This is a genomic window from Streptomyces abikoensis, assembly GCF_014648775.1.
GTDB lineage: Bacteria > Actinomycetota > Actinomycetes > Streptomycetales > Streptomycetaceae > Streptomyces > Streptomyces abikoensis.
This window is the reverse complement of sequence record NZ_BMRT01000001.1, coordinates 1,460,232-1,485,298: the sequence shown is the minus strand read 5'-3', so window position 1 is coordinate 1,485,298 and position 25,067 is coordinate 1,460,232. Positions and strand designations below refer to the sequence as shown.

The window sequence follows — 25,067 nt, the reverse complement described above, 5'->3', positions numbered from 1 at the left end:
TTGGCACGGACGGGACCGGGCCCCGTCCGCGCGGGTAAGGTCAGCCCCTGTGAGTGGACGAACGACAGCGCTGACACCGCCGGCCGACGCACGGCCTCCGGTGCGGCACCCCGAAGCCCCCGCGCCCGGAGAGATCATCGGGTCGCACTACGAACACTGCTTCGGCTGTGGCGGCGGTCAGCCGCACGGGCTGCACCTGGAGACCCGCGCCGGCGACGGAGTGAGCGTCACCGCCGAGTTCCGCGTCAGGGAGGCCCACCAGGGCGCCCCCGGCCTGGCGCACGGCGGTGTGCTGGCCACGGCCCTGGACGAGACCCTGGGCTCGCTGGGCTGGCTGCTGCGCACCATCGCGGTGACGGGGCGGCTGGAGACGGACTTCACGCGTCCCGTGCCGGTCGGCACCGTGCTGCACCTGACGGCCGAGGCCGTCGCGGTGCACGGTCGCAAGATCTACTGCACGGCCACCGGCCGTATCGGCGGGCCGGAGGGCCCGGTCGCGGTGCAGGCGGACGCGGTGTTCATCGAGGTCAAGGTCGACCACTTCATCGAGAACGGCCGCAAGCAGGAGATCCAGGCCGCCCTCGCCGATCCCGACCAGGTGAAGGTCGCCCGAGCCTTTGAGGTGAACCCGTGAGCGTCGTGCCCCGTCCGCAACTGGACGTCCTGATCCGCAGGGTCGACCCCGAGGTGCCCATTCCCTCGTACGGGCACCCCGGTGACGCGGGCTGCGACCTCGTCACCACCGAGGCCGCCGAGCTCGCCCCCGGTGAGCGCGCGGTGCTGCCCACCGGCATCTCCATCGCGCTGCCCGACGGCTACGCGGCGTTCGTCCACCCCCGGTCGGGCCTGGCCGCCCGCTGCGGGGTGTCCATGGTCAATGCCCCGGGCACCATCGATGCCGGGTACCGTGGAGAGATCAAGGTGATTGTGGTCAATCTGGACCCGCGCGAGAGCGTCCGGTTCGAGAGGTTCGACCGCGTCGCCCAATTGGTTGTCCAGCAGGTCGAGAAGGTCCGCTTCCACGAGGTGGCGGAGCTTCCCGGCTCGGCGCGGGCCGAAGGGGGCTTCGGGTCCACCGGTGGCCACGCTGCCGTGGGGAATGGATTCGCTTCGGTCGCCTGCGACCGGGAAGGACAGTGACGTGTTCGGTCGTCGCCGCAAGCGCAGCGAGGACGTTGTCGATCGTATCGACGACGTGGCCTCCGAGGAGTTGACTGAGGACTCCCGGGCCGCAGAGGCCACCGCGGCCGAGAGCCGGATCCGGCTGGAGCCGGGGCCGCGCCCCGACGGTCCGTGGGACGCCTCCGAGGTCGGGGACCCCGCCGAGGGCCGGGTGGACCTGGGCGGACTGTTCGTGCCCGGCGTCGAGGGCATGGAGCTGCGGGTCGAGGTCGCCGGCGAGGCCATCGTCGCCGCGACCGTGGTGCTGCGCGACAGCGCCGTCCAGCTCCAGGCGTTCGCCGCCCCCAAGCGCGAGGGCATCTGGGGCGAGGTCCGCGAGGAGATCGCGGCCGGCATCACCCAGCAGGGCGGTGTCGTGGACGAGGTCGAGGGTCCGCTCGGCTGGGAGCTGCGGGCCCAGGTGCCCGTGGCGCTGCCGGACGGCACCCAGGGCGTCCAGCTCGTCCGTTTCGTCGGCTGTGATGGTCCGCGCTGGTTCCTGCGCGGTGTGATCTCCGGCCAGGGCGCGGTGCAGCCGCAGACCGCCGGGCTGCTGGAGCAGGTCTTCCGGGACACGGTCGTGGTGCGCGGGGATTCCCCGATGGCGCCGCGCGACCCGATCGTCCTGAAGCTGCCCGAGGACGCGCAGATGGTGGCCGAGGGGCTCCAGCAGCAGGAGGAGCCGGGCTCCCGCTTCGCCGGCGGGGTGGACCGTCTCCAGCGCGGCCCGGAGATCAGCGAGATCCGCTGACCCGAGCCGCCGGAAGGACGCCGGTGCCGGAAAGACCGCCGGGTGGCTGCCGAAAGGGCCGCCGGGCGGCCTGAATACGCTGTTTCGCTGGGCCGGAACCCGTAATACGGGTTCCGGCCCAGCGGCGTTTCCGGAACGTTTCCGCAGGTCCGGAGCGTCCGCGTCAGGATCTCGTCAAGGGGGCGCTAATGGCCGTAAGGGAGGCGTCAACGGAAGTGCTACCGGACGGTAGTGGAGGTTTCCTCTAGGGGTCCGTTCTTCCGAACCTCTCTAGGAGCACACGATGGCCGATGTGGCCTTCGTCGTCACCACCATCGCGGTCTTCGCACTGGTGGCTCTCGTCGCCAAGGGGGTGACGAAGCTGTGACCGCCGAGAACATCGTCGGCCTCGTCGTGGCCGTCGCCCTGCTGGGCTACCTGATCCTCGCCCTCGTTTTCCCGGAGAGGTTCTGAGCACAGACATGAGTCCCGTCCTCTCCGGAATTCTTCAGCTCGTCGCGCTCATCGGCGCGCTGGCCCTGGTGTACATCCCGCTCGGCGATTACATGGCCCGCGTCTACAGCTCCGAGAAGCACCTGCGCGCCGAGAAATGGATCTACCGCCTGATAGGCGCCGACCCCGGCGCCGAAATGCGCTGGCCCGCCTATCTGCGCGGCGTCCTCGCCTTCTCCGCCGTCAGCCTCCTCTTCCTCTACCTGCTCCAGCGGGTCCAGGGCGTGCTGCCGGAGTCGCTCTCGCTCGGCTTCACCGCGATCAGCCCGGACCAGGCGTTCAACACCGCCGCCTCGTTCGTGGCCAACACCAACTGGCAGTCGTACTCCGGCGAGCAGGCCATGGGCCACGCCGTGCAGACGCTCGGCCTCGCGGTGCAGAACTTCGTCTCCGCCGCGGTCGGCATGGCCGTCGCCGTCGCCCTCGTCCGGGGCTTCGCCCGCTCCCGCACCGGCGAGCTGGGCAACTTCTGGGCCGACCTGGTGCGCGGCACGATCCGCATCCTGATCCCCCTCTCGGTGGTCGGCGCGCTGGTCCTCGTCGCCTGCGGCGCCATCCAGAACTTCGCCGGCATCCACGGGATCGGGCAGCTGGCGGGCGGCAGCCAGCAGGTCAACGGCGGCGCCGTGGCCTCGCAGGAGGTCATCAAGGAGCTCGGCACCAACGGCGGCGGCTACTTCAACGCCAACTCCGCCCACCCGTTCGAGAACCCCAACGCCTTCACCAACCTCTTCGAGGCGTTCCTGATCCTCGTCATCCCCTTCGCGCTGACCCGTACCTTCGGCAAGCTCGTCGGCAACGTCAAGCAGGGCTACGCGATCCTGGCGACGATGGGCGTCATCTGGCTCGGCTTCACCGCGCTGATGATGTGGACCGAGTACGCGCACCACGGAGCGGCGCTCCAGGCCGCCGGCGGCGCGATGGAGGGCAAGGAGCAGCGCTTCGGCGTCGGCGCCTCCGCGATCTTCGCAACCACGACCACGCTCACCTCGACCGGCGCCGTGGACTCCTTCCACTCCTCCTTCACCGGCCTCGGCGGCGGCATCACCCTGCTGGGCATGATGCTCGGCGAGATCGCTCCCGGCGGCGTCGGCTCCGGCCTCTACGGCATGCTCGTGATGGCGATCATCGCGGTGTTCATCGCGGGCCTGATGGTCGGCCGCACGCCCGAGTACCTCGGCAAGAAGATCGGCACCCGCGAGATCAAGCTCGCCGCGTGCTACATCCTCATCACCCCGACCCTGGTCCTCGGCTTCACCGCGCTGTCCATGGCCCTGTCCACGCCGCCCGGCTCGATCCTCAACGGCGCGTCGAACTCGGTGAACAACAGCGGGGCCCACGGCTTCTCCGAGGTCCTCTACGCCTTCACCTCCGGCGCCAACAACAACGGCTCGGCCTTCGCGGGCCTGAACGCCAACACGCAGTGGTACAACACCACGATCGGCCTGGCGATGCTGCTCGGCCGCTTCCTGCCGATGGTCTTCGTCCTGGCGCTGGCCGGCTCGCTCGCCGAGCAGAAGCCCGTCCCCGAGACCGCGGGCACCCTGCGCACCGAGAAGCCGCTGTTCGCGGGCCTGCTCGTCGGCGCGATCCTCATCATCACCGGCTTGACCTACTTCCCGGCCCTGGCCCTTGGCCCGATGGCGGAGGGACTCTCATGAGCACGACCACCCCTGTCCGACCCACCTCCGAGGACCCCAAGGACGTCGACGGGCACGGCGCCCAGGAGCCCGGCCGCGTCGCCGGCGGTCTCTTCGACCCGGCGCAGCTGCTCAAGTCCCTGCCGGACGCGTTCAAGAAGCTCGACCCCCGGGTCATGGTCAAGTCCCCGGTGATGTTCGTGGTCGAGGTCGGCTCGGTGGTCACCACCGGGCTGGCGCTGAAGAACCCGGGCGACTGGTTCGGCTGGACGATCACGATCTGGCTCTGGCTGACCGTCCTGTTCGCCAACCTCGCCGAGGCCGTCGCCGAGGGGCGCGGCAAGGCCCAGGCCGACACGCTGCGCAAGGCGAAGACCGACACGGTCGCGCGCCGCCTGACCGGCGACGGCGGCGAGGAGTCGGTGGCCGGCACCGAGCTGCGCGTGGGCGACCTGGTCGTCTGCGAGGCGGGCGACGTCATCCCGGGCGACGGCGACGTCGTCGAGGGCGTGGCCTCCGTCGACGAGTCGGCCATCACCGGCGAGTCGGCCCCCGTCATCCGCGAGTCCGGCGGCGACCGCTCGGCGGTCACCGGCGGTACGAAGGTCCTCTCCGACCGCGTCGTCATCAAGATCACGACCAAGCCGGGCGAGACCTTCATCGACCGGATGATCAACCTGGTCGAGGGCGCCGCCCGGCAGAAGACGCCGAACGAGATCGCGCTCAACATCCTGCTGGCCTCGCTCACCATCGTCTTCCTGCTCGCCGTCGTCACCCTCCAGCCCTTCGCGATCTACGCGGGCGCCGAGCAGACGATGATCGTGCTGGCCGCCCTGCTGGTCTGCCTCATCCCGACGACCATCGGCGCGCTGCTCTCCGCCATCGGCATCGCGGGCATGGACCGGCTCGTCCAGCGCAACGTCCTGGCGATGTCCGGGCGCGCGGTGGAGGCCGCGGGCGACGTCTCCACGCTGCTGCTCGACAAGACCGGCACCATCACCTACGGCAACCGCCAGGCCGCCGAGTTCGTGCCCGTCAAGGGCACCATGGCCGCCGAGGTGGCGGACGCCGCCCAGCTCTCCTCGCTGGCCGACGAGACGCCCGAGGGCCGCTCGATCGTCGTCCTCGCCAAGGAGAAGTACGGCCTGCGCGAGCGCCACGAGGGCGAGCTGGTGGGCGCCGAGTGGATCCCCTTCACCGCCCAGACCCGGATGTCCGGCGTGGACGTCGACGGCCGCAAGGTCCGCAAGGGCGCGACCGGCTCGGTCGTGGCCTGGGTGAAGGAGCGCGGCGGCACCGTCGCCGACGACGCCACCCGGCTGACCGACGACATCTCGCAGGCCGGCGGCACGCCGCTCCTCGTCGCGGTCGAGGACGACAAGGGTCCGCGCGTCCTGGGCGTCATCCACCTCAAGGACGTCGTCAAGGAGGGCATGCGCGAGCGGTTCGACGAGCTGCGCGCCATGGGCATCAAGACCGTCATGATCACGGGTGACAACCCGCTGACGGCCCGGGCCATCGCGGAGGAGGCCGGTGTCGACGACTTCCTCGCCGAGGCCACGCCCGAGGACAAGATGGCGCTCATCAAGCGCGAGCAGGCCGGCGGCAAGCTGGTGGCGATGACCGGCGACGGCACCAACGACGCCCCGGCACTGGCCCAGGCGGACGTGGGCGTGGCCATGAACACCGGTACCTCGGCCGCCAAGGAGGCCGGGAACATGGTGGACCTGGACTCCAACCCCACCAAGCTCATCGAGATCGTCGAGATCGGCAAGCAGCTGCTGATCACCCGTGGCGCGCTGACCACGTTCTCCATCGCCAACGACGTCGCGAAGTACTTCGCGATCATCCCCGCGATGTTCGCCGTGGCCTACCCCGGTCTCGACAAGCTCAACATCATGGGCCTGGCCTCGCCGAAGTCCGCGATCCTGTCCGCCGTCATCTTCAACGCGCTGATCATCGTGGCCCTGGTGCCGCTCGCCCTCAAGGGCGTGCGCTACCGCCCGATGAGCGCGGACGCCATGCTCCGCCGCAACCTCTTGATCTACGGACTGGGCGGCCTGATCTCCCCGTTCATCGGCATCAAGATCATCGACCTGCTCATCTCCCTCATCCCTGGCATCGGGTGACCACCGTGAACAACTCCGTACAGAACACGATCCGGCTGCTCGGCGCGGGGCTGCGCGCCCTGCTCGTCCTCACGGTCATCTGCGGTGTGATCTACCCGCTCGTCGTCACCGGCATCGCCCAGGCCGCCTTCAACGACAAGGCCAACGGCTCCGAGATCAAGGTCGACGGCAAGTCCGTGGGCTCCGAACTCCTCGGCCAGAGCTTCAACCTCGCGGACAAGAAGGACAAGGACGGCAACCCCCTGCCGGACCCCCAGTACTTCCAGCCCCGCCCCTCGGCCGCCGGCCCCAACACCGAGAACACCCGCTACAAGCTGCTCGTCTCCGGCGCCTCCAACCTCGCCGCCGACAGCAAGGTCCTGCTGAACAGCGTCGAGCAGCGCCGCGCCGACGTCGCCGCCTTCAACGGCGTCTCCCCGGCATCCGTGCCGGTGGACGCCCTGACGGCCTCGGCCTCCGGTGTCGACCCGCACATCTCCCCGGACTACGCCCGGCTCCAGGCCAAGCGCGTGGCCAAGGCCAACGGCCTGCCGGAGGCCAAGGTCGACAAGCTCGTCGAGGACCACGTGGACGGCCGGATCCTCGGCTTCATGGGCGAGGAGCACGTCAACGTCCTCCAGCTCAACATCGCCCTGAAGAAGCTCGCCAAGGGCTGATCCCCCTGGGCCTCTCGTCACCCCGCGCGTGCGCGGTGACGAGAGGCCCGGCAGGGTCAGCCGGCCACCGGCTCCGCCCGGACCCGTGCCGCGGCGACGGTCAGGCAGTCGTCGGCGAAGGTGAACTCCGCGTCGACGTAGTGCCCTTCGAGCACGTCGGGCATCCAGTGCCCGGCGTCGTCCCACATCGCCTCCAGCGGCAGCGCGCGCACCGGGTACCAGGCCGGTGCGATCTCGTCGCACTCGCGCGGGGTGCCGGTGGCCGTGCCGGTGACGAAGACCGTCACCTCCTGGTCGTAGTGCGGGCGGGCGGGGAAACGGAAGACGAGCTTCGCCGCCGGGCGCAGCGCCGACTCGGGCGCGACCAGCGAGGACTCCTCCAGCAGTTCGCGCACCGCGGCCCGTGCCGGGCTCTCCCCGGCCTCCACATGGCCGCCGAGGCCCACGACGTTGCCCGCGCCGAAGCCCCGCTTCTTCCGGCCCAGCAGCACCTCCCGTTGACCGTCGGCGGCGGTCCGGGTCACCAGGCACAGACACATCGGCGTCAAGGTCATGTCCCGCATCATCGCGCACTCCCGGGCGGCGCGGGCCCCGTTCGTACGGGGGACGGCCCGCGCGTCCTCGGTAAATGGCGCGGCGTCAGGGGCCGCGGCAGGGCACTGTAGGGGCGTGGCCTCCTTACCTCAGCAGTCCCATGTCGCCTCGTCCGCCCCGCACATGGTCGTGTGCGGTGACGACGGCCTGGCGCACCGGCTCACGGCGGAGCTGTCGGGCGTGCACGGCGAGCGGGTCGTCCTGGTGCTGCCGCCCGCCCGTGACGACCGGCGCCGCCCCGTGGCGGTCGCGGGGCGGGCCGCCGCGCTCTTCGGGCGGGTGACGGGCGCGGTCGGGCGGGGCGCGAACGGCCCCAACGGCGCGGCCGGCCCCGGCGGTCCGTCCGCGCCCAACGGGCCGGCCGGGACCGACGGTTCGTCCGGTGGGCCGGTAAGGGTCGTCGAGGCGGCCGAGCCGGACGACGAGGCGCTGACGCAGGCCGGTGTCGAACGGGCCGTCGCGCTGGCGCTCGTCTACGAGGACGACGAGACGAACGTCAACGCCGCGATGCGCGCCCGACGGCTCAACCCCCGCTTGCGGCTGGTCATCCGGCTCTACAACCGCCGCCTCGGCCAGTACCTGGAGGAGCTCCTCGACCAGGCCGCCCTGGTGGGCGACGCCGACGCCGGGACCACCACGGTGCTCTCCGACGCGGACACCGCCGCCCCGGCGCTGGTGGCCGCCGCCGTGACGGGCACCAGCAAGGCCATCGAGGCGGGGGACCTGATGCTGCGCGCCGTGGAACGGCCCGCGCCCGCCCCGGGGCCGGGCGGGGAGGACGCGGGGCCCGGGGCGATCACCCTCGCTCTGCTCTCGGACGGCGACGGGCCGGTGCTGCTGCCCGACGAGCGGCAGGTGGCGCGGGCCGGGCGGCGGGGGCGGATCGTGCTGGAGACCGTGCGGTTCGCGGCGCCGCCGCCACCGCCGTCCTCGCGGTTCGCGGCGGCGCGCAGCCTGCCGCTGGGGTCGTTCTTCTCCCGGCGGCTGCGCTGGGCGCTGGCGGGGCTGGCGGCGGCCGTGTGCGGGCTGGCGGTCGCGTCGTGGCTGGTGACGGGGGACGCGCCGGTGCACGCCGCGTATCTGTCCCTGCTGGACCTCTTCGCCATCAACGACCCGGCCATCGGACAGCCCATGGGACGGCAGATCCTCCAGCTGCTGTCCGGGCTGCTGGGGCTGTTGCTGCTGCCGCTGCTGGTGGCGGCGGCCCTGGAGGGCCTCGGTACGTTCCGGTCCGCCTCGGCGCTGCCGCGGCCGCCGCGCGGGCTGTCCGGGCACGTGGTGCTGCTGGGGCTCGGCAAGATCGGGGCGCGGGTGCTGGCCCGGCTGCGGGAGCTCGGCATCCCGGTGGTCTGCGTGGAGCGCGACCCGCAGGCCCGGGGCGTCGCCCTCGCCCGCTCGCTGCGGGTTCCCACGGTCATCGGCGACATCACGGAGGACGGCGTCCTGGAGGCGGCCAAGATCGCCGACAGCCGCACCCTGCTGGCGCTCACCAGTAGCGACATCACGAACCTGGAAGCCGTTCTGTACGCGCGAGGCGTCAAACCCGACCTTCGAGTGGTCATGCGGCTGTACGACGACCGCTTCGCCGGCGCGGTCTACCGCACCCTGCGGGACTCCCACCCCCAGGCCCTCACCCGCAGCCGCAGCGTCTCCTCGCTGGTGGCCCCGGCCTTCGCGGGCGCGATGATGGGGCGTCAGATCCTGGGGGCCGTCCCCGTCGAGCGGAAGGTCGTCCTCATCGCCGCCGTGGAGGTCGAGGGCCACGCCGCGCTCCAGGGACGTACGGCGGGGGAGGCCTTCAGCCCCGGCGCCTGGCGGCTCCTCGCCCTGGGCGGCCCGGAGGCGACGCCGCGCTGGGACCCGCCGCCCGGGCACGTCCTGGCCCCCGGCGAGCGGGTGATCGTGGCCGCGACCCGGGAGGGCCTGGCGCAGCTGCTGGACCGCCGCCCCCGCTCCCGTACGGACACGGGCGGCGGCCGGACGACATGAGGGGCGCCCGCCGGGGCGACCACGACCGACCCCTCCGGGCGTCGCCCGGCATCGGGGCCCACGCCGGGCCCCGATGCCGGACCCGGCCGTCAGCGCCGGCTCACCACACGTCCCCCGCCCGCCAGTCGCAGACGAGCTCCCCGTCCAGATCCGGCCCCGGCGCGCCCACCGGAAGGACGTAGACGTTCCCGGCCTCCTCCGGGATGCGCCGCATCCCCGACGGGGCCAGGACCGACAGCGGGCCCCGCCACTGCCGCCAGCCCCTGCCCGTGTACAGCGGAGCCGCCTCCTCCGAGGCGCCGAGGCCGCCCAGCTCGTACCCGCCCCGCAGCAGCACCCCTTCCAGCGCCCCCATCACCGCCGACGCGAGGCCCTCGCGGCGGCGGTCCGCGCGCACGGCCACGGCCTCGACATAGCCCGTGCGCAGCGCGCGGCCGCCGTGCAGCAGCCGGCGCTGGACCAGGGCGCCGTGGGCGAGGAGGGCGTCACCCTCCCACACCGTGGCGTGGATGCCGCACAGCGCGTGGTCCCAGTCGTCGTCCGAGAAGTCGCCCTCGAAGGAGTCGTCCAGCAGGGCGCGGATCGCGGCCAGTTCGGCGGCGGTGAGATCGGAGGTGTGCGCGGTGCGCGGCTCGGGCATGGTGACGGCCTCCTCGCGTCGGCGGGGTGATGCGGCGGTGTGCCGGGGGTCCGGCCGCGTCATTCTCGCCGGGACGCCCGGAGCGCCGCACCGGATTTCCGTCCGCCCGGCCGCCGTCGCGCCTCCGACCTGCGGGCCGGCGGTTACGGCCCGACGCGTCAGGACTGCGTCAATACCTGCCCCCCGACCGGCTACCGCCCGAAATGTCCAAAACTCTGGTCGTAAGGTCGGGGATACGCGGCAGCCTGCACACCGCCGCGACTCGTGAAAGACAATAGGGGCCATGGGACGCGGCAACCTCCGGATCTACCTCGGCGCGGCACCGGGCGTCGGCAAGACCTACGCCATGCTCTCCGAAGGGCACCGCCGCGTGGAGCGTGGCACGGACGTCGTGGTCGGCTTCGTGGAGCACCACGGCCGCCCGCGCACCGAGGTCATGCTCCACGGCCTGGAGGAGGTGCCCCGGCGGGAGCTCGTCTACCGGGACTCGCGCTTCACCGAGATGGACGTGGACGCGATCCTCGCCCGCCGCCCGGCCGTCGCCCTCGTCGACGAGCTCGCCCACACCAACGTCCCCGGCTCCCGCAACACCAAGCGCTGGCAGGACGTCGAGGAGCTGCTCCAGGCCGGCATCGACGTGATCTCCACCGTCAACATCCAGCACCTGGAGTCGCTGGGCGACGTGGTCGAGTCGATAACGGGCGTCCGCCAGCGCGAGACCGTCCCCGACGAGGTCGTGCGCCGCGCGGGCCAGATAGAGCTGGTCGACATGTCGCCGCAGGCCCTGCGCCGCCGCATGGCGCACGGCAACATCTACAAGCCCGACAAGGTCGACGCGGCCCTCTCCAACTACTTCCGCCCCGGCAACCTGACCGCCCTGCGCGAGCTGGCCCTGCTGTGGACGGCCGACCGGGTCGACGAGTACCTGCGGCAGTACCGCACCGAGCACGACGTCTCCACCATCTGGCACGCCCGCGAGCGCATCGTCGTCGGCCTCACCGGCGGCCCCGAGGGCCGTACGCTCATCCGCCGCGCCGCCCGCATGGCCGCCAAGGGCTCCGGCAGCGAGATCCTCGCGGTCTACATCGCCCGCAGCGACGGGCTGACCTCGGCCTCCCCGAAGGAGCTGGCCGTCCAGCGCACCCTCGTCGAGGACCTGGGCGGCACGTTCCACCACGTCATAGGCGACGACGTCCCCGCCTCGCTGCTGGAGTTCGCGCGCGGGGTGAACGCCACCCAGATCGTGCTCGGGTCCAGCCGCCGCAAGACCTGGCAGTACATCTTCGGGCCCGGCGTGGGCGCGACCGTCGCCCGGGACTCCGGCCCCGACCTCGACGTCCACATCGTCACCCACGACGAGGTCGCCAAGGGCCGCGGCCTGCCCGTGGCCCGAGGCGCCCGGCTCGGCCGGGGCCGGCTCGTGGCCGGCTGGCTGGTCGGCGTGGCCGGCCCGGCGGTGCTCAGCCTGATGCTGACGCGGGTCGTCCCGGACCTGGGCCTCGCCAACGACATGCTGCTGTTCCTGTGCGCGACGGTCGGCGCGGCCCTGCTGGGCGGCATGCTCCCGGCCCTGGCGTCGGCGGCCTTCGGCTCGCTGCTGCTCAACTACTACTTCGTCGAGCCCGTCCACCAGTGGACGATCACCGACACCCGGAACATCATCGCGATCGCGATCTTCGTCTTCGTCGCGGTCTCCGTGGCGTCCGTCGTCGACGTCGCCGCGCGCCGCACCCACCAGGCAGCCCGGCTGCGCGCGGAGTCGGAGATCCTCTCCTTCCTCGCCGGCAGCGTCCTGCGCGGCGAGACGAGCCTGGACGTCCTGCTGGAACGGGTCCGCGAGACCTTCGGCATGGAGTCGGTGGCGCTGCTGGAACGCGCCAGCGAGGTCGACCCCTGGACCTGCGCGAGCAGCGTCGTCACCAGCAACGGCAAGCCCCTGCTGCGCCCCGAGGACGCGGACGTCGACATGCCCGTCGGCGACAACATGGCCCTCGCGCTCTCCGGCCGGGTGCTGCCCGCCGAGGACCGCCGGGTGCTGGCCGCCTTCGCCGCGCAGGCCGCGGTCGTCCTGGACCGGCAGCGGCTGGTGGACCGGGCGGAGGAGGCCCGCGCGCTCGCCGAGGGCAACCGCATCCGCACGGCCCTGCTGGCCGCCGTCAGCCATGACCTGCGGACCCCGCTGGCCGGCATCAAGGCGTCCGTCACCTCGCTGCGCTCCGACGACGTCGCCTGGTCGGAGGAGGACGAGGCCGAGCTGCTCGCCGGCATCGAGGACGGCGCCGACCGCCTCGACCACCTCGTCGGCAACCTCCTCGACATGTCCCGCCTCCAGACCGGCACCGTCACCCCGCTGATCCGGGAGATCGACCTCGACGAGGTCGTCCCGATGGCGCTGGGCGGCGTCCCCGAGGGCAGCGTCGTCCTCGACATCCCCGAGACGCTGCCGATGGTGGCCGTCGACCCCGGCCTGCTGGAGCGCGCCGTGGCGAACGTCGTGGAGAACGCGGTCAAGTACAGCCCCGACGGCTCCCGGGTCCTGGTGTCCGCCAGCGCCCTGGGGGACCGGGTCGAGGTCCGGGTCGCGGACCAGGGGCCCGGCGTCCCGGACAGCGCCAAGGACCGCATCTTCGAGCCCTTCCAGCGCTACGGCGACGCGCCGCGCGGCGCCGGCGTCGGCCTCGGCCTCGCGGTCGCCCGCGGCTTCGCCGAGGCCATGGGCGGCACGCTGGCCGCCGAGGACACCCCCGGCGGCGGGATGACCATGGTCCTGACCCTGCGGGCGGCCGCCGGCCGGCCGCCCGTACGGCCGGACCTTCCGGCCCAGGCCACCTCGTGAGGCCCGGGTCGCGGCGCGGCCCCCGCAGCAACCCCGACGGAATCCCGGGACCCCTTGGCGGGGCCCGCACGAACAGCAGAGGTGGTTCAGCATGAACCGGGTGCTCGTGGTGGATGACGAGCCGCAGATCGTCCGCGCGCTCGTGATCAACCTCAAGGCGCGGAAGTACGAGGTCGACGCCGCGCCCGACGGCGCCACCGCGCTCCAGCTCGCCGCCGCGCGCCACCCCGACGTGGTCATCCTCGACCTCGGCCTGCCCGACATGGACGGCGTCGAGGTCATCAAGGGCCTGCGCGGCTGGACCCGGGTGCCGATCCTCGTCCTCTCCGCCCGCCAGACCTCCGACGAGAAGGTCGAGGCGCTCGACGCGGGCGCCGACGACTACGTCACCAAGCCGTTCGGCATGGACGAGCTGCTGGCCCGGCTGCGGGCCGCCGTGCGGCGGGCCGAGCCGACGGGCGTGTCGGCGGCGGGCGACGACGCGATCGTCGAGACCGAGGGCTTCACGGTCGACCTCGCGGCGAAGAAGGTCAACCGCGGCGGGAAGGACGTACGCCTCACGCCGACGGAGTGGCACCTGCTGGAAGTGCTGGTACGCAATACGGGCCGTCTCGTCAGCCAGAAGCAGCTGCTCCAGGAGGTCTGGGGGCCGTCGTACGGCACGGAGACGAACTACCTGCGGGTGTACATGGCCCAGCTCCGCCGCAAGCTGGAACTCGACCCCTCGCACCCCAAGCACTTCATCACGGAGCCGGGGATGGGCTACCGCTTCGAGGGGTGAGGGGCCGCGCCGGCCGGGGGTCCGGGGCCGCGCCGGGCGCGTCGAGGCTGATCCCGATCGCGTGGGCCCCCGGTACGCTGGGGACATGAGTGCCGTACCCCGTCCCGAGAAGCCGACCGGCCGTTTCCGCCGGATGCTCGACCGGCTGTCGTCCTCCCAGGAGGAGCTCCATCACGCCGAGCTCCAGCAGGACACGGAGGCCACGGGCTGCACCCGGATCTGCGACTGCGACGACCGTGCCATCGTCAAGGTCACCGGCACCCTGCGGACGGTCACCCTCCGGCCCCGCGCCGGCGTGCCCGCCCTGGAGGCGGAGCTGTTCGACGGCTCGGCCGCGCTCGACGTGGTCTGGCTCGGCCGTCGGTCCATCGCGGGCATAGAGCCCGGCCGTAAGCTGATCGCTTCCGGGCGGATCTCCATGAGCCGCGGCCGGAGGGTGCTGTTCAATCCCCGATACGAACTCCGACCGCTCGGACAGGAGTAGCCGTTGCCGTCCTTCGACAAGCCGACGGATCAGCAGGAAGCCACGCGGGACGCGCAGGGCGCGGACTCGAGGGCGGCCACCGAGGCCGCCCTCTTCGAGGCCTTCGGCGGCGTGCGCGGCATGGTGGAGACCACCGTCCCCGGCCTGGTCTTCGTCGCGATATACACGGTCAAGCGGGACATCCACATCGCGGCCATCGCCGCGCTGGGCCTCTCGCTCCTCCTGGGCATCGCCCGCCTGGTCCGCAAGGACACCCTCAAGCACGCCTTCAGCGGTGTCTTCGGCGTGGCCTTCGGCGCGGTCTTCGCGATGATGTCCGGCGACGCCAAGAACTTCTACCTGCCGGGCATGCTCTACACCCTGGGCCTGGCGGTGGGCTACATCGTCTCGGCCCTGGCCGGCTATCCGCTGATGGGCCTGATCCTGGGCCCGGTGTTCAAGGAGAACCTCTCCTGGCGCACCCGCAACCCCGGCCGGAAGGTCGCCTACACCAAGGCCAGCTGGGCCTGGGGGCTGATCCTGCTCGCCAAGTCGGCGGTCCTCTTCCCCCTCTACTGGTGGGGTGACGTCACCCAGCTGGGCTGGGTGAAGGTGGCCCTGGGCATCCCGCCGATGCTGCTGTCGGTCTATCTGACCTGGATCTTCCTCTCCAAGGCCCCGCCGCCGATCGACGTCTTCGCGGAGATGGAGGCGGCCGAGCGCGCGGAGCGCGAGGCGGAGGCGACGGCGCGCTGAGCGGCCGTACGGCGCCGACGGACGCGGCCGAACGCGGCCGACGAACACGGAGGGCCCCCGGGAATCGTTCCCGGGGGCCCTCGGCGCGTGTACGGCCGGACTCAGTCGGCGGTGCTCTCGCGGCGCACCGACAGCAGGTCCTCCAGCTGCTCCTCGCGGGCCGGGGCGGCCACGAACAGCAGCTCGTCGCCGGCCTCCAGCGCGTCCTCCCGGTTGGGGGTGAGCACGCGGTTGCCGCGGATGATGGTGACCAGCGAGGTGTCCTCCGGCCAGTCCACGTCGCCGACACGGGTGCCGGCCAGCGCCGACTCCGGCGGCAGGGTGAGCTCGACGAGGTTGGCGTCGCCCTGGCTGAAGCGCAGCAGCCGCACCAGGTCGCCGACGCTCACGGCCTCCTCGACCAGCGCGGACATCAGACGCGGGGTGGAGACGGCGACGTCCACGCCCCAGGACTCGTTGAAGAGCCACTCGTTCTTGGGGTTGTTCACCCGGGCCACGACCCGGGGCACCCCGTACTCGGTCTTGGCGAGCAGCGAGACGACCAGGTTGACCTTGTCGTCACCGGTCGCGGCGATGACCACGTTGCAGCGCTGGAGCGCCGCCTCGTCGAGCGAGGTGATCTCGCAGGCGTCGGCCAGCAGCCACTCCGCCAGCGGCACCCGCTCCACCGAGATGGCCGAGGGGGCCTTGTCGATCAGCAGGACCTCGTGCCCGTTCTCCAGCAGCTCGCCCGCGATGGAACGGCCGACGGCCCCGGCACCAGCAATAGCGACCCTCACAGCATTACTCCGTTCGCTTCTCCGCCCACGCGGCGAAAGCGCGCGTCGTACGTCGTCCGCGGCTGAGCGGCCGCGTGTGCGTCGCTCACCGGTGCGCCTCCTCGGGACCCGCGGAGAACGCCGCTTCGACCTTCTCGACCTCGTCGCTGCGCATCATCACGTGCACCAGGTCGCCCTCCTGCAGCACCGTGGAGGACGTCGGCAGCATCGCCTCGCCCAGTCGGGTGAGGAACGCCACGCGCACCCCGGTCTCGTCCTGGAGGACGCTGACCTTGTGGCCGACCCACTCCTCGGAGATGGGCACCTCGGCGAGCTGCACGCCACCGCTGGGGTCGCGCCACAGCGGCTCCGCGCCGGACGGCAGCAGCCGCCGCAGCATCTGGTCGGCGGTCCACCGTACGGTGGCCACGGTCGGGATGCCGAGCCGCTGGTAGACCTCGGCGCGGCGGGGGTCGTAGATCCGGGCCGCCACGTTCTCGACGCCGAACATCTCCCGGGCCACCCGGGCCGCGATGATGTTGGAGTTGTCGCCGCTGCTCACGGCGGCGAAGGCGCCGGCCTCCTCGATACCCGCCTCGCGCAGGGTGTCCTGGTCGAAGCCGACGCCGGTCACCCGGCGCCCGCCGAACCCGGAGCCCAGACGGCGGAAGGCCGTCGGGTCCTGGTCGATCACGGCGACCGTGTGGCCCTGCTGCTCAAGGGTCTGCGCGAGGGCCGAGCCCACTCGCCCGCACCCCATGATCACGATGTGCATTACGCCTGCCCCAAGCTCCGGACTACCGCGCTGACCTGCACCAACACCCTGCTCACAACTTTCTTCCTCGACTCACGGCCCGACGGGCGGGGGCCCGAGGGTACGACGCGATGTGCCCGATGGGAGTTTTGTCCGCACCGAGCGCATGTCACCACCGTATCCGCAACCCCCGCGGGACCGGGCGCCAGGACCTCCGACCGGGGGCGGCACGGGGGCCGGGGCCCTTCGTACCGCTGCCCCGGGGGAGGGGGTGACGGGGGTTTCCGTACCCCTCCCGGCACCCCCGAATCGGGGTGACGTGAACCCCATTCCCTTGAAGGGACGAAAGGCATGCGCAAGCATGTTCGGGACTCGTGACGAAGATCGGACGCATGGTCATGTACGCGGTTAGGATGATCCGCGTATTCCGCTTCCGGACGGGACGTCAGGGAGCTACCGACCTGTCCCTCCGACCGCAAGCTCCCTTCGGCCAAGAGGAATTGATGTCTGATCACATATCCCAGGTGGTGATCTGGTGTCTGGTCGTCGCGGTGGCCGCGGTCGCGGTGCTGCTGACCCGTCAGCGCTCGATCACCGCCGGACTGCGCAGGCGTGTCGCCCAGCTGGAGGAGAGCGTCCAGGCACGTGACGAGGAGATCGGGCATCTGGTCGGTGTCCGGCTGCCCGCCGTCGCGGACGCCGTCAGCCAGGAGGTGCCGCTGCCCGGGCCGCTCGACGCGCGGCTCGCCGGCACCGTCTTCGCGCAGCGCCTCCAGGATGTGATGGACCTCTTCGCCCAGGCCGTGGAGAAGGCGCAGAGCCGGGCGGACCAGTCCGCGAAGGCCGCGCTCAAGGCGTCCATGCGCGCGCTCCAGGGCCTGGCGCACGAACAGCAGCTGGCCATCTCGGAGATGCAGGAGCGGCACGACAACCCCGACGTCCTGCGCGACCTGCTGGAGATCGACCACGCCAACGCCCAGTTCGGCCGGCGCGCGCAGGCCATCGCCGTGCTCTGCGGCTCCTGGCCCGGCCGGCAGCGCGTCGCCTCCCCGCTGACCGACGTGGTCCGGGGCGCCACCTCCCGGATCCGTGACTACCGCCGCGTCCGGGTGCACAGCGGCCAGAACGAGCTCGCCGTCGTCAGCCGGGTCGTCGAGCCCGTCGTCCTCGCCGTCGCCGAGCTCCTCGACAACGCCGCCCGACACTCCCAGCCCAACACCACCGTCGAGGTCAGCCTCCAGCCGGTGCACAACGGCGCGTGCGTCGTCATCGACGACGCGGGCGTGGGCATGGACGGCCGGGAGATCCAGGAAGCCGTCGCCATGCTCTCGGGCCGGCGGGCGGTGGACGTCTCCCGCCTCGGCGACCCCCCGCAGTTCGGCTACCCCGTGATCGGCGTGCTCGCCGCGCGCTACGGCTTCAGCGTCTCGGTCGACACCCGCTCCCCGTACGGCGGTGTCCGCGCGGTCCTGTTCCTGCCCTCCGCGCTGCTCACCCAGCTGGAGCTGGACGGACCCGGGACGACGCCCCTGCGGGAGCGCGGCCGGGGCGAGGAGCCGCGCCACACGCCGACCGTGCCCGCCCCGCGCGGCCCCTCCCGCTCGCGCACCCGCCACCCGGAGCGCACCCACGCCCCGCAGGAGCCGCCGCCCGCGTACGGCGCCGGCGCGGACCGGCCGGCCGAGGACACGGGCACGCCGCACACCACCCCCCGGGCGACGCCGCGCCCGCCGGTCGCTCCGCACAGCACCGATACCGCGCACCCCGGCGACACTCCTACCGCGCACCCCGGCGAGACCCCGCACGGCGCCGACACCCCGCAAGCCCCCGGCGCCCCGCACGTGACCGGCTCCACCGCGGGCGGGCTGCCCAAACGCCGTCGCAGGCAGCCCGCGCCCGGACAGCAGCGCCACTCCCGCCCGGCCGCGCCGATGCCGCCCGCCGACATCCCCCCGGAGCGCTCGGCCGAGGAGACCGCCCGGCGCATGGGCGCGTTCGCCCGCGGCACCCGCACCGGTCGCACCGGGGAGCACCGCTTCCCGCCGCTGCCCGGCGACCGGGACGCGGCCGGTGGGCCGACCGGCGCCCACGCCCCCACCCCCGCAGAAGACGAAGGGAACCCGCACGCGTGAACGACCACATGAACAAAGAGCTGGGCTGGATGCTGGACGAGGTCGTCAAGATGCCGGAGGCCCGGCACGCGATCCTGCTCTCCGCCGACGGCATGCTGCGCGCCCACTCCCAGGGCATCGACCGCGACGAGGCCGAGCGCCAGGCGGCCGCCCTCTCCGGGCTGCAGTCCATCAGCCGCTCCACCACCGAGTTCTGCACCCACCCGCGGAACCAGGACAGCCCCTGGCGGCAGACGCTCATCGAGTTCGCCCACGGCTACGTCTTCCTCATCGCCGCCGGCCCCGGCGCCTACCTCGCCGTCTCGGCGAGCGAGAACGTCGACATGGAAGCCGTCACCTACCGCATGCAGAAGACCGTCGACCGGCTCGGCAAGGAGCTGGTGAGCCCGCCCCGGCAGGGCATGGACACCTGGCAGGGCGGCCCGGGCAGCCAGGCATGACCCCGCCGGCGCCGCGACGCGACAAAGGGCTGGTCCGCCCGTACGTCGTCACCGAGGGCCGCTCCCACCCCACGCGCAACACCTTTGACCTCGTCACCCTGGTGCTGGCACACGAGGACCGGCCGCTCGGCGGCCTCAGTCCGGAGAAGCGCGCCCTCATGGAGCTCTGTCTCGGCGGCGCCCTGTCCGTCGCCGAGATCGCCGGCCATCTGATGCTGCCCGTCAGCGTCGTCAAGGTGCTGCTCGGCGATCTCGTCGACAGCGGCCACCTCTCCACCCGGGCCCCCATCCCCTCGGCAGAGCTGCCCGAGGCCCAGATCCTCCAGGAGGTGCTCGATGGACTCCGCGCTCGCCTCTGACGGAGCCGTCTACCTGCCCCGTACCGTCCGGACCGCGGCGAAGATCCTCGTCGTGGGGCACTTCGCGGTCGGCAAGACCACCTTCGTCGGCTCGCTGTCGGAGATCCGGCCGCTGCGCACGGAGGAGACCATGACCCAGGCCGGCGCGTTCGTCGACGACCTGGCCGGCATCGACGGCAAGACCACCACGACCGTCGCCATGGACTTCGGCCGGCTCACCCTCAGCGAGAGCCTCGTCCTCTATCTCTTCGGCGCGCCCGGCCAGCAGCGCTTCACCCGGCTCTGGCAGGACATGACCCAGGGCGCGCTCGGCGCGCTCGTCCTCGCCGACACCCGGCGGCTGGACCAGTCCTTCGAGGTCATGGGGCTGCTCGAGGAGCTGGGGCTGCCGTACGCGGTCGCCGTCAACCACTTCGACGGCGCCCCCACCTACCCCGACGAGGAGATCCGCGAGGCCCTCGACCTCCTCCCGGAGACCCCGCTGATCACCTGTGACGCCCGCGACCGGGTCTCCTCGACCCGCGCCCTGATCACCCTCGTGGAATACCTCAGCGCCCGCACCGCCCAGGAGCACGTGTGACCTTCCGCCCGGACGCACCACCCCCCGGGTGCCCCGCGCACCAGGCGCCGCCCACGGCGCCCCCTTCGCAGGCGCCGCCCGTGCCCAACCCCTCACGGGAACAGCCCGCGACGTACTCCTCGCGTGAGCAGCCCACGCCGTACCCGTCGCGGGAACAGCCCACGGCGTACCCCTCACGGGAACAGTCCACGCCGTACCCGTCGCCGGAATGGGGCGCCTCCCGCACCGAGCCGCCCGCGACGTACGGCCGGCCGGCACCGCCCGCCGCGTACCCCCCGCAGGCGCCGTCCGTGACATACACCCCGCTCTACGGGCCCGACTTCGCCGCCGACCCGCACGCCGTCTACCAGCGGCTGCGGCAGCACGGGCCCGCCGCGCCCGTGGAGCTCGCCCCCCGGGTCAAGGCCGTGCTCGTCACCGATTACCGCGCCGCGCTCGAAGTCCTGCGCAGCCCCGGCCGGTTCGTCAAGGACGCCCGCCACTGGCGTGCCCTCGCCGACGGCCGCGTCGAGGCGGACAACCCGGTGGTGCCGATGATGGCCTACCGGCCCAACTGCCTGTTCTCCGACGGCGACCACCACCGCCGCTACCGCCAGGCCGTCGACGACAGCCTCGCCCGGATCGACCCCAACGCCCTGCGCGGCTACGTCGAGCGCAGCGCCGACAGCCTCATCGACCGCTTCACCGCGCTCGGCGAGGCCGACCTGCTCGGCAGCTACGCCAAGACCCTCCCGCTGCTGGTCTTCCAGCAGCTCTTCGGCTGCCCGCCCGAGCTCGGCGACCGGCTCGTCGAGGGCTTCTCCGGCATCTTCGACGGCGTCGAGGCCGAACGCGCCGACGCCCTGATCACCAGCAGCCTCCTGGAGCTCATCGCCCTCAAGCGCCGGCAGCCCGGCGCGGACGTGATCTCCTGGCTGATGGCCCACCCCGCCCGGCTCAGCGACGAGGAGATGCTCCATCAGCTCGTCGTCCTGATCGGCGCGGGCACCGAGCCCCAGCAGAACCTGATCGCCAACGCGCTGCGGCTGCTGCTCTCCGACGACCGCTTCGCCGGCGACCTCGCCGGGGGCAGCCTGCCCGTCGACGACGCCCTCGACGAGGTCCTCTGGCTCGACCCGCCCATGGCCAACTACGCCGTCCACTACCCCCTGGCCGACGACGTCCTCGGCGACGTCCCGCTGCGCGCGGGCGAGCCCGTGGTGGTCAGCTTCGCCGCCGCCAACACCGACCCCGCCCTGCGCACCGGCCACCCGGCCGGCAGCCGCGCGGGCAACCGCGCCCACCTGGCCTGGAGCGCGGGCCCCCACCACTGCCCCGCCAAGGACCCCGCCCGGCTCATCGCGGCCGCCGCCGTCGAGCGGCTGCTGGACCGGCTCCCGGACCTGGAGCTGGCCGTCCCCGCCGACCGGCTCGTCTGGCGGCCCGGCCCCTTCCACCGCGCGCTCACCGCGCTGCCGGTGCGCTTCCCGCCGGTGCCCGTCCCCGTGCCGGCGCCCCCGCCCGTACACGCCGGTACGGCCCCTCAACACCCCGGTATGGCCCCCCGCCCTCAGCCGTCCGCGCCGACCCCGGACGAGACCTCTGGAGACCGCCGATGGACCGCTCCGCATGCCCCTTCACCATCGATCCCGCCGGCCGTGACATCCACGGCGAAGCCGCCCGCCTCCGCGCCCTCGGGGAAGCGGTCCGTGTGGAGCTCCCTGGGGGCGTGGTGGCGTGGGCAGTGACCAGCCAGCCGCTGCTCAAGCGGCTGCTGACCGACCCGAGGGTCTCCAAGGACCCGCGCCGGCACTGGCCCGCCTGGATCGACGGCGAGATCTCCCCGGAGTGGCCGCTCTACACCTGGGTCGCGGTGACCAATATGTTCACCGCCTACGGAAGTGACCACAAGCGGCTGCGCACCCTCGTCGCCAAGGCCTTCACCGCCCGCCGCACCGCCGCCCTGCGCCCCCGCATCGAACGGATGGCGGCGGACCTCCTCGACCGCCTCGACGCCACCCCGCCCGGCGCGGTCGCCGACCTGCGCGAGGAGTACGCCTACCCCATCCCCATCCAGGTCATCTGCGAGCTCTTCGGCGTCGAGGACGAGTCCACCCGCGAGGGCCTGCGCCGCTGCGTCGACTCGATCTTCCACACCTCCGCCGACCCGGAGGAGGTCACCGCCACCTACAGCGAGCTCTACGGCCTGCTGCGCGGCCTCGTCGCCGCCAAGCGGGAGACGCCCGGCGACGACATGACCAGCGTGCTGATCTCCGCCCGCGACGAGGAGGACGGCAAGCTGAACGAGCAGGAGCTCGTCGACACCCTCCTGCTGATGATCGGCGCGGGCCACGAGACCACCGTCAATCTCCTCGACAACGCCATTCACCTCCTCCTCACCCACCCCGAGCAGCTCGCCCTCGTCCGTGACGGCAAGGTCGGCTGGGACGACGTGATCGAGGAGGCCCTGCGCGTCCAGGCGCCCGTCGCCAACCTCCCGCTGCGCTACGCGGTGGAGGACATCGAGCTGGACGGGGGAGCGGACGGGGGAGCCGACGGGGGAGTGGTGCTGCGCAAGGGCGACGCCATCGTCGCCGCCTACGCCGCCGCCGGCCGCGACCACGGCATCTACGGCGACGACGGCGACCGGTTCGATGTGATGCGTGCCACCAAGGAGCACCTCTCCTTCGGTCACGGAGTGCACTTCTGCCTCGGCGCCCCGCTGGCCCGGCTGGAGGCGGCCGTCGCACTGCCCGCCCTCTTCGCCCGTTTCCCCGAGATGTCGCTGGCGGTGGCTCCGGAGGAGCTCAGCCCGGTGGAGTCCTTCATCTCCAACGGCCATCGCGCGCTGCCGGTGAGGCTGCGACCGTAGCCGGCATTTGAACCGCCCTTTACCCACCGGGAGTGATCGCGTAGCGTGTGCCGGATCGGCTCCCGGTGGGTGGCGGGTGGGCGACAGCCATACGGAACCCTTACGATCCTCTGCGTGTCCAAACTGACCGACCTGCCGAAACGGATCCTCATCGGCCGGGCGTTGCACAGCAACAAGCTGGGAGAAACCCTTCTCCCCAAGCGCATCGCCCTCCCCGTCTTCGCCTCCGACCCGCTCTCCTCCGTGGCGTACGCGCCGGGCGAAGTGCTTCTCGTGCTGTCCGTGGCGGGCGTCTCCGCCTACCACTTCAGCCCATGGATCGCGGTGGCGGTCGTCGTGCTGATGTTCACGGTGGTCGCCTCGTACCGCCAGAACGTCCACGCCTACCCGAGCGGCGGTGGCGACTACGAGGTCGCCAACGTCAACCTCGGCCCCAAGGCGGGCCTGACCGTCGCCAGCGCCCTGCTCGTCGACTACGTCCTGACCGTCGCGGTCTCCATCGCCTCCGGCATCGAGAACCTCGGCTCCGCCATCCCCTTCGTCGTCGAGCACAAGACCGCGTGCGCCATCGCCGTGATCGTGCTGCTGACCCTGATGAACCTCCGGGGCGTCAAGGAGTCCGGCAAGCTCTTCGCCATCCCCACCTACGTCTTCGTCGGCGGCGTCTTCGTGATGATCGCCTGGGGTGCCTACCGCGGCCTGATCGCGGGCGACACCATGAAGGCCCCCACCGCCGACTACACGATCAACGCCGAGCACACCGGCCTCGCGGGCTTCGCCCTCGTCTTCCTGCTGCTGCGCGCCTTCTCCTCCGGCTGTGCCGCGCTCACCGGCGTCGAGGCGATCAGCAACGGCGTCCCCGCCTTCCGCAAGCCGAAGTCCAAGAACGCCGCGACGACCCTGGCCCTCATGGGCGGCCTGGCCGTCACCATGTTCTGCGGCATCATCGCCCTGGCCCTGGTCACCAAGGTGCGGATGGCCGAGAACCCGGCCACCGACCTGCTGAAGAACGGCACGCCGGTCGGCGACGGCTACACCCAGAACCCGGTGATCTCGCAGGTCGCCGAGGCCGTCTTCGGCAACGGATCGTTCCTCTTCATCGTGCTGGCGGCCGCCACCGCACTGGTGCTGTTCCTCGCGGCCAACACCGCGTACAACGGCTTCCCGCTGCTCGGCTCGATCCTCGCCCAGGACCGCTACCTGCCCCGCCAGCTCCACACCCGCGGCGACCGGCTCGCGTTCTCCAACGGCATCGTGCTGCTCGCCGGCGCCGCCGCCGTCCTGACGTACATCTACGGCGCGGACTCCACCAAGCTGATCCAGCTGTACATCGTCGGCGTGTTCGTCTCCTTCACCCTGAGCCAGACCGGCATGGTCCGGCACTGGAACCGCCTCCTGGCGACCGAGACCGACCCGGCCAAGCGCCGCCACATGATGCGCTCCCGCGCCATCAACACCTTCGGCGGCTTCCTCACCGGCCTGGTCCTGGTCGTCGTGCTGGTCACGAAGTTCACCCACGGCGCCTGGGTCGCCATCCTCGGCATGGTGATCTTCTACGCCACCATGACCGCCATCCGGCGCCACTACGACCGGGTCGCCGAGGAGATCGCCGCCCCCGACGAGCCCGGTGAGGAAACCGTCCGCCCGTCCCGGGTGCACTCCATCGTCCTGGTCTCCAAGGTCCACAAGCCCACCCTGCGGGCCCTGGCCTACGCCAAGCTGATGCGCTCCGACACCCTGGAGGCCGTGAGCATCAGCGTCGACGCGGCCGAGACCAAGGCGCTGCGCGAGGAGTGGCACCGGCGCGGCATAGACGTCCCGCTGAAGATCCTCGACTCGCCGTACCGAGAGATCACCCGGCCCGTCATCGACTACGTCAAGGGCCTCCGCAAGGAGAGCCCGCGCGACGCGGTCAGCGTCTACATCCCCGAGTACGTGGTCGGCCACTGGTACGAGCACCTGCTGCACAACCAGAGCGCCCTGCGCCTGAAGGGCCGCCTGCTCTTCACCCCGGGCGTGATGGTCACCTCGGTGCCGTGGCAGCTGGACTCCTCCGAGGTCGCCAAGCGGCGCGCCCGCAAGCGCGCCGAGTGGAACGCGCCGGGCTCGGTGCGCCGCGGCCCGGTCGGGGAGTCGAAGAAGGAGAAGGCGGCGACGAAGAAGTAGCGACGAAGAAGTAGCGACGCGGGGCACCGATGTCGCGACCGATGTCGCTGATGGGGTGCGGCGGGACGTAAACTGGACGGCTGTTGTCCAGGGGGTCCCCCGCACCCCTTCCTCTTGTCTCCCCACTTCTCTACTTTTC

The 25,067-nt window shown here is 72.1% G+C and carries 23 protein-coding genes; 19 read left to right on the top strand and 4 right to left on the bottom strand.

The features are described 5' to 3' along the window. Positions 1-49 precede the first annotated feature (49 nt). The 7 genes from IE096_RS06450 to kdpC all read left to right on the top strand — a co-directional run bounded on the left by IE096_RS06450 (position 50) and on the right by kdpC (position 6,829). The gene (locus IE096_RS06450; RefSeq protein WP_126916464.1) at positions 50-634 is read left to right on the top strand and encodes a PaaI family thioesterase; all 585 of its coding nucleotides are present in this window, start codon (positions 50-52) and stop codon (positions 632-634) included. A 5-nt stretch (positions 635-639) separates the two neighbouring features. After that, on the top strand, positions 640-1,140 hold the full coding sequence (gene dut, locus IE096_RS06445) for a dUTP diphosphatase (protein ID WP_189449694.1): 501 nt from the start codon (positions 640-642) through the stop codon (positions 1,138-1,140). Position 1,141: 1 nt separating this feature from the next. Further along, complete coding sequence (locus tag IE096_RS06440) at positions 1,142-1,912, top strand: DUF3710 domain-containing protein (RefSeq protein ID WP_229819958.1); 771 nt, start codon at positions 1,142-1,144, stop codon at positions 1,910-1,912. Positions 1,913-2,275: 363 nt separating this feature from the next. Then, positions 2,276-2,365, top strand: coding sequence for a K(+)-transporting ATPase subunit F (kdpF, locus tag IE096_RS06435; protein WP_043188605.1), 90 nt, complete (start codon positions 2,276-2,278; stop codon positions 2,363-2,365). A gap of 8 nt (positions 2,366-2,373) precedes the next feature. After that, a complete protein-coding gene (kdpA, locus tag IE096_RS06430; protein ID WP_189449218.1) occupies positions 2,374-4,065 on the top strand; it encodes a potassium-transporting ATPase subunit KdpA in 1,692 nt (563 codons plus the stop codon). Further along, entirely contained in the window at positions 4,062-6,173 is a 2,112-nt protein-coding gene (gene kdpB, locus IE096_RS06425) for a potassium-transporting ATPase subunit KdpB (RefSeq protein WP_189449216.1), read from the top strand. Before kdpA ends, kdpB begins: the two co-directional genes overlap by 4 nt. 5 nt (positions 6,174-6,178) lie before the next feature. Next, positions 6,179-6,829, top strand: coding sequence for a potassium-transporting ATPase subunit KdpC (gene kdpC / locus IE096_RS06420; RefSeq protein ID WP_189449214.1), 651 nt, complete (start codon positions 6,179-6,181; stop codon positions 6,827-6,829). A 56-nt stretch (positions 6,830-6,885) separates the two neighbouring features. Here the strand turns inward: kdpC and IE096_RS06415 are convergent, their stop codons facing one another. Further along, positions 6,886-7,383: an 8-oxo-dGTP diphosphatase gene (locus tag IE096_RS06415; RefSeq protein ID WP_189449213.1), complete on the bottom strand. Its 498-nt coding sequence runs from the start codon at positions 7,381-7,383 to the stop codon at positions 6,886-6,888. A 163-nt stretch (positions 7,384-7,546) separates the two neighbouring features. On the opposite strand from IE096_RS06415, the gene IE096_RS06410 reads away from it, so the two are divergent. Further along, on the top strand, positions 7,547-9,412 hold the full coding sequence (locus IE096_RS06410; protein ID WP_189449692.1) for an NAD(P)-binding protein: 1,866 nt from the start codon (positions 7,547-7,549) through the stop codon (positions 9,410-9,412). A gap of 100 nt (positions 9,413-9,512) precedes the next feature. Here the strand turns inward: IE096_RS06410 and IE096_RS06405 are convergent, their stop codons facing one another. Then, positions 9,513-10,052: a GNAT family N-acetyltransferase gene (locus tag IE096_RS06405; protein ID WP_189449211.1), complete on the bottom strand. Its 540-nt coding sequence runs from the start codon at positions 10,050-10,052 to the stop codon at positions 9,513-9,515. 283 nt (positions 10,053-10,335) lie between these two features. Here IE096_RS06405 and IE096_RS06400 point away from each other — a divergent pair, with 283 nt between their 5' ends. The 4 genes from IE096_RS06400 to IE096_RS06385 all read left to right on the top strand — a co-directional run bounded on the left by IE096_RS06400 (position 10,336) and on the right by IE096_RS06385 (position 14,888). Beyond that, the gene (locus IE096_RS06400) at positions 10,336-12,888 is read left to right on the top strand and encodes an ATP-binding protein (RefSeq protein WP_189449209.1); all 2,553 of its coding nucleotides are present in this window, start codon (positions 10,336-10,338) and stop codon (positions 12,886-12,888) included. A 91-nt stretch (positions 12,889-12,979) separates the two neighbouring features. After that, positions 12,980-13,669: a response regulator gene (locus IE096_RS06395; RefSeq protein ID WP_126916471.1), complete on the top strand. Its 690-nt coding sequence runs from the start codon at positions 12,980-12,982 to the stop codon at positions 13,667-13,669. 85 nt (positions 13,670-13,754) lie between these two features. Next, positions 13,755-14,153, top strand: a complete 399-nt coding sequence (locus IE096_RS06390) for an OB-fold nucleic acid binding domain-containing protein (RefSeq protein WP_126916472.1) — start codon at positions 13,755-13,757, stop codon at positions 14,151-14,153. Between the two features lie 3 nt (positions 14,154-14,156). Further along, a complete protein-coding gene (locus tag IE096_RS06385; protein ID WP_189449207.1) occupies positions 14,157-14,888 on the top strand; it encodes a DUF3159 domain-containing protein in 732 nt (243 codons plus the stop codon). 101 nt (positions 14,889-14,989) lie between these two features. On the opposite strand, the gene IE096_RS06380 is transcribed toward IE096_RS06385, so the two are convergent. Both IE096_RS06380 and IE096_RS06375 read right to left on the bottom strand, forming a co-directional pair. Continuing rightward, positions 14,990-15,667 (bottom strand): potassium channel family protein, encoded by a 678-nt coding sequence (locus IE096_RS06380; protein WP_189449205.1) that lies wholly within the window; start codon positions 15,665-15,667, stop codon positions 14,990-14,992. A gap of 85 nt (positions 15,668-15,752) precedes the next feature. Next, positions 15,753-16,421: a potassium channel family protein gene (locus IE096_RS06375; RefSeq protein WP_189449203.1), complete on the bottom strand. Its 669-nt coding sequence runs from the start codon at positions 16,419-16,421 to the stop codon at positions 15,753-15,755. 482 nt (positions 16,422-16,903) lie between these two features. On the opposite strand from IE096_RS06375, the gene IE096_RS06370 reads away from it, so the two are divergent. From IE096_RS06370 to IE096_RS06340, 7 genes are all read left to right on the top strand, one after another. After that, a complete protein-coding gene (locus IE096_RS06370) occupies positions 16,904-18,532 on the top strand; it encodes an ATP-binding protein (protein WP_229819957.1) in 1,629 nt (542 codons plus the stop codon). 8 nt (positions 18,533-18,540) lie between these two features. Continuing rightward, on the top strand, positions 18,541-18,972 hold the full coding sequence (locus IE096_RS06365) for a roadblock/LC7 domain-containing protein (protein WP_189449684.1): 432 nt from the start codon (positions 18,541-18,543) through the stop codon (positions 18,970-18,972). Next, the gene (locus IE096_RS06360; protein ID WP_189449201.1) at positions 18,969-19,331 is read left to right on the top strand and encodes a DUF742 domain-containing protein; all 363 of its coding nucleotides are present in this window, start codon (positions 18,969-18,971) and stop codon (positions 19,329-19,331) included. The genes IE096_RS06365 and IE096_RS06360 overlap by 4 nt, the downstream gene beginning before the upstream one ends. After that, complete coding sequence (locus tag IE096_RS06355; RefSeq protein ID WP_189449199.1) at positions 19,309-19,911, top strand: GTP-binding protein; 603 nt, start codon at positions 19,309-19,311, stop codon at positions 19,909-19,911. Before IE096_RS06360 ends, IE096_RS06355 begins: the two co-directional genes overlap by 23 nt. A 290-nt stretch (positions 19,912-20,201) precedes the next feature. Beyond that, positions 20,202-21,638, top strand: a complete 1,437-nt coding sequence (locus IE096_RS06350) for a cytochrome P450 (protein WP_229820000.1) — start codon at positions 20,202-20,204, stop codon at positions 21,636-21,638. Beyond that, on the top strand, positions 21,635-22,762 hold the full coding sequence (locus IE096_RS06345) for a cytochrome P450 family protein (RefSeq protein ID WP_229819956.1): 1,128 nt from the start codon (positions 21,635-21,637) through the stop codon (positions 22,760-22,762). Before IE096_RS06350 ends, IE096_RS06345 begins: the two co-directional genes overlap by 4 nt. A gap of 114 nt (positions 22,763-22,876) precedes the next feature. Continuing rightward, positions 22,877-24,928, top strand: a complete 2,052-nt coding sequence (locus IE096_RS06340; protein ID WP_189449195.1) for an APC family permease — start codon at positions 22,877-22,879, stop codon at positions 24,926-24,928. Positions 24,929-25,067 lie beyond the last annotated feature (139 nt).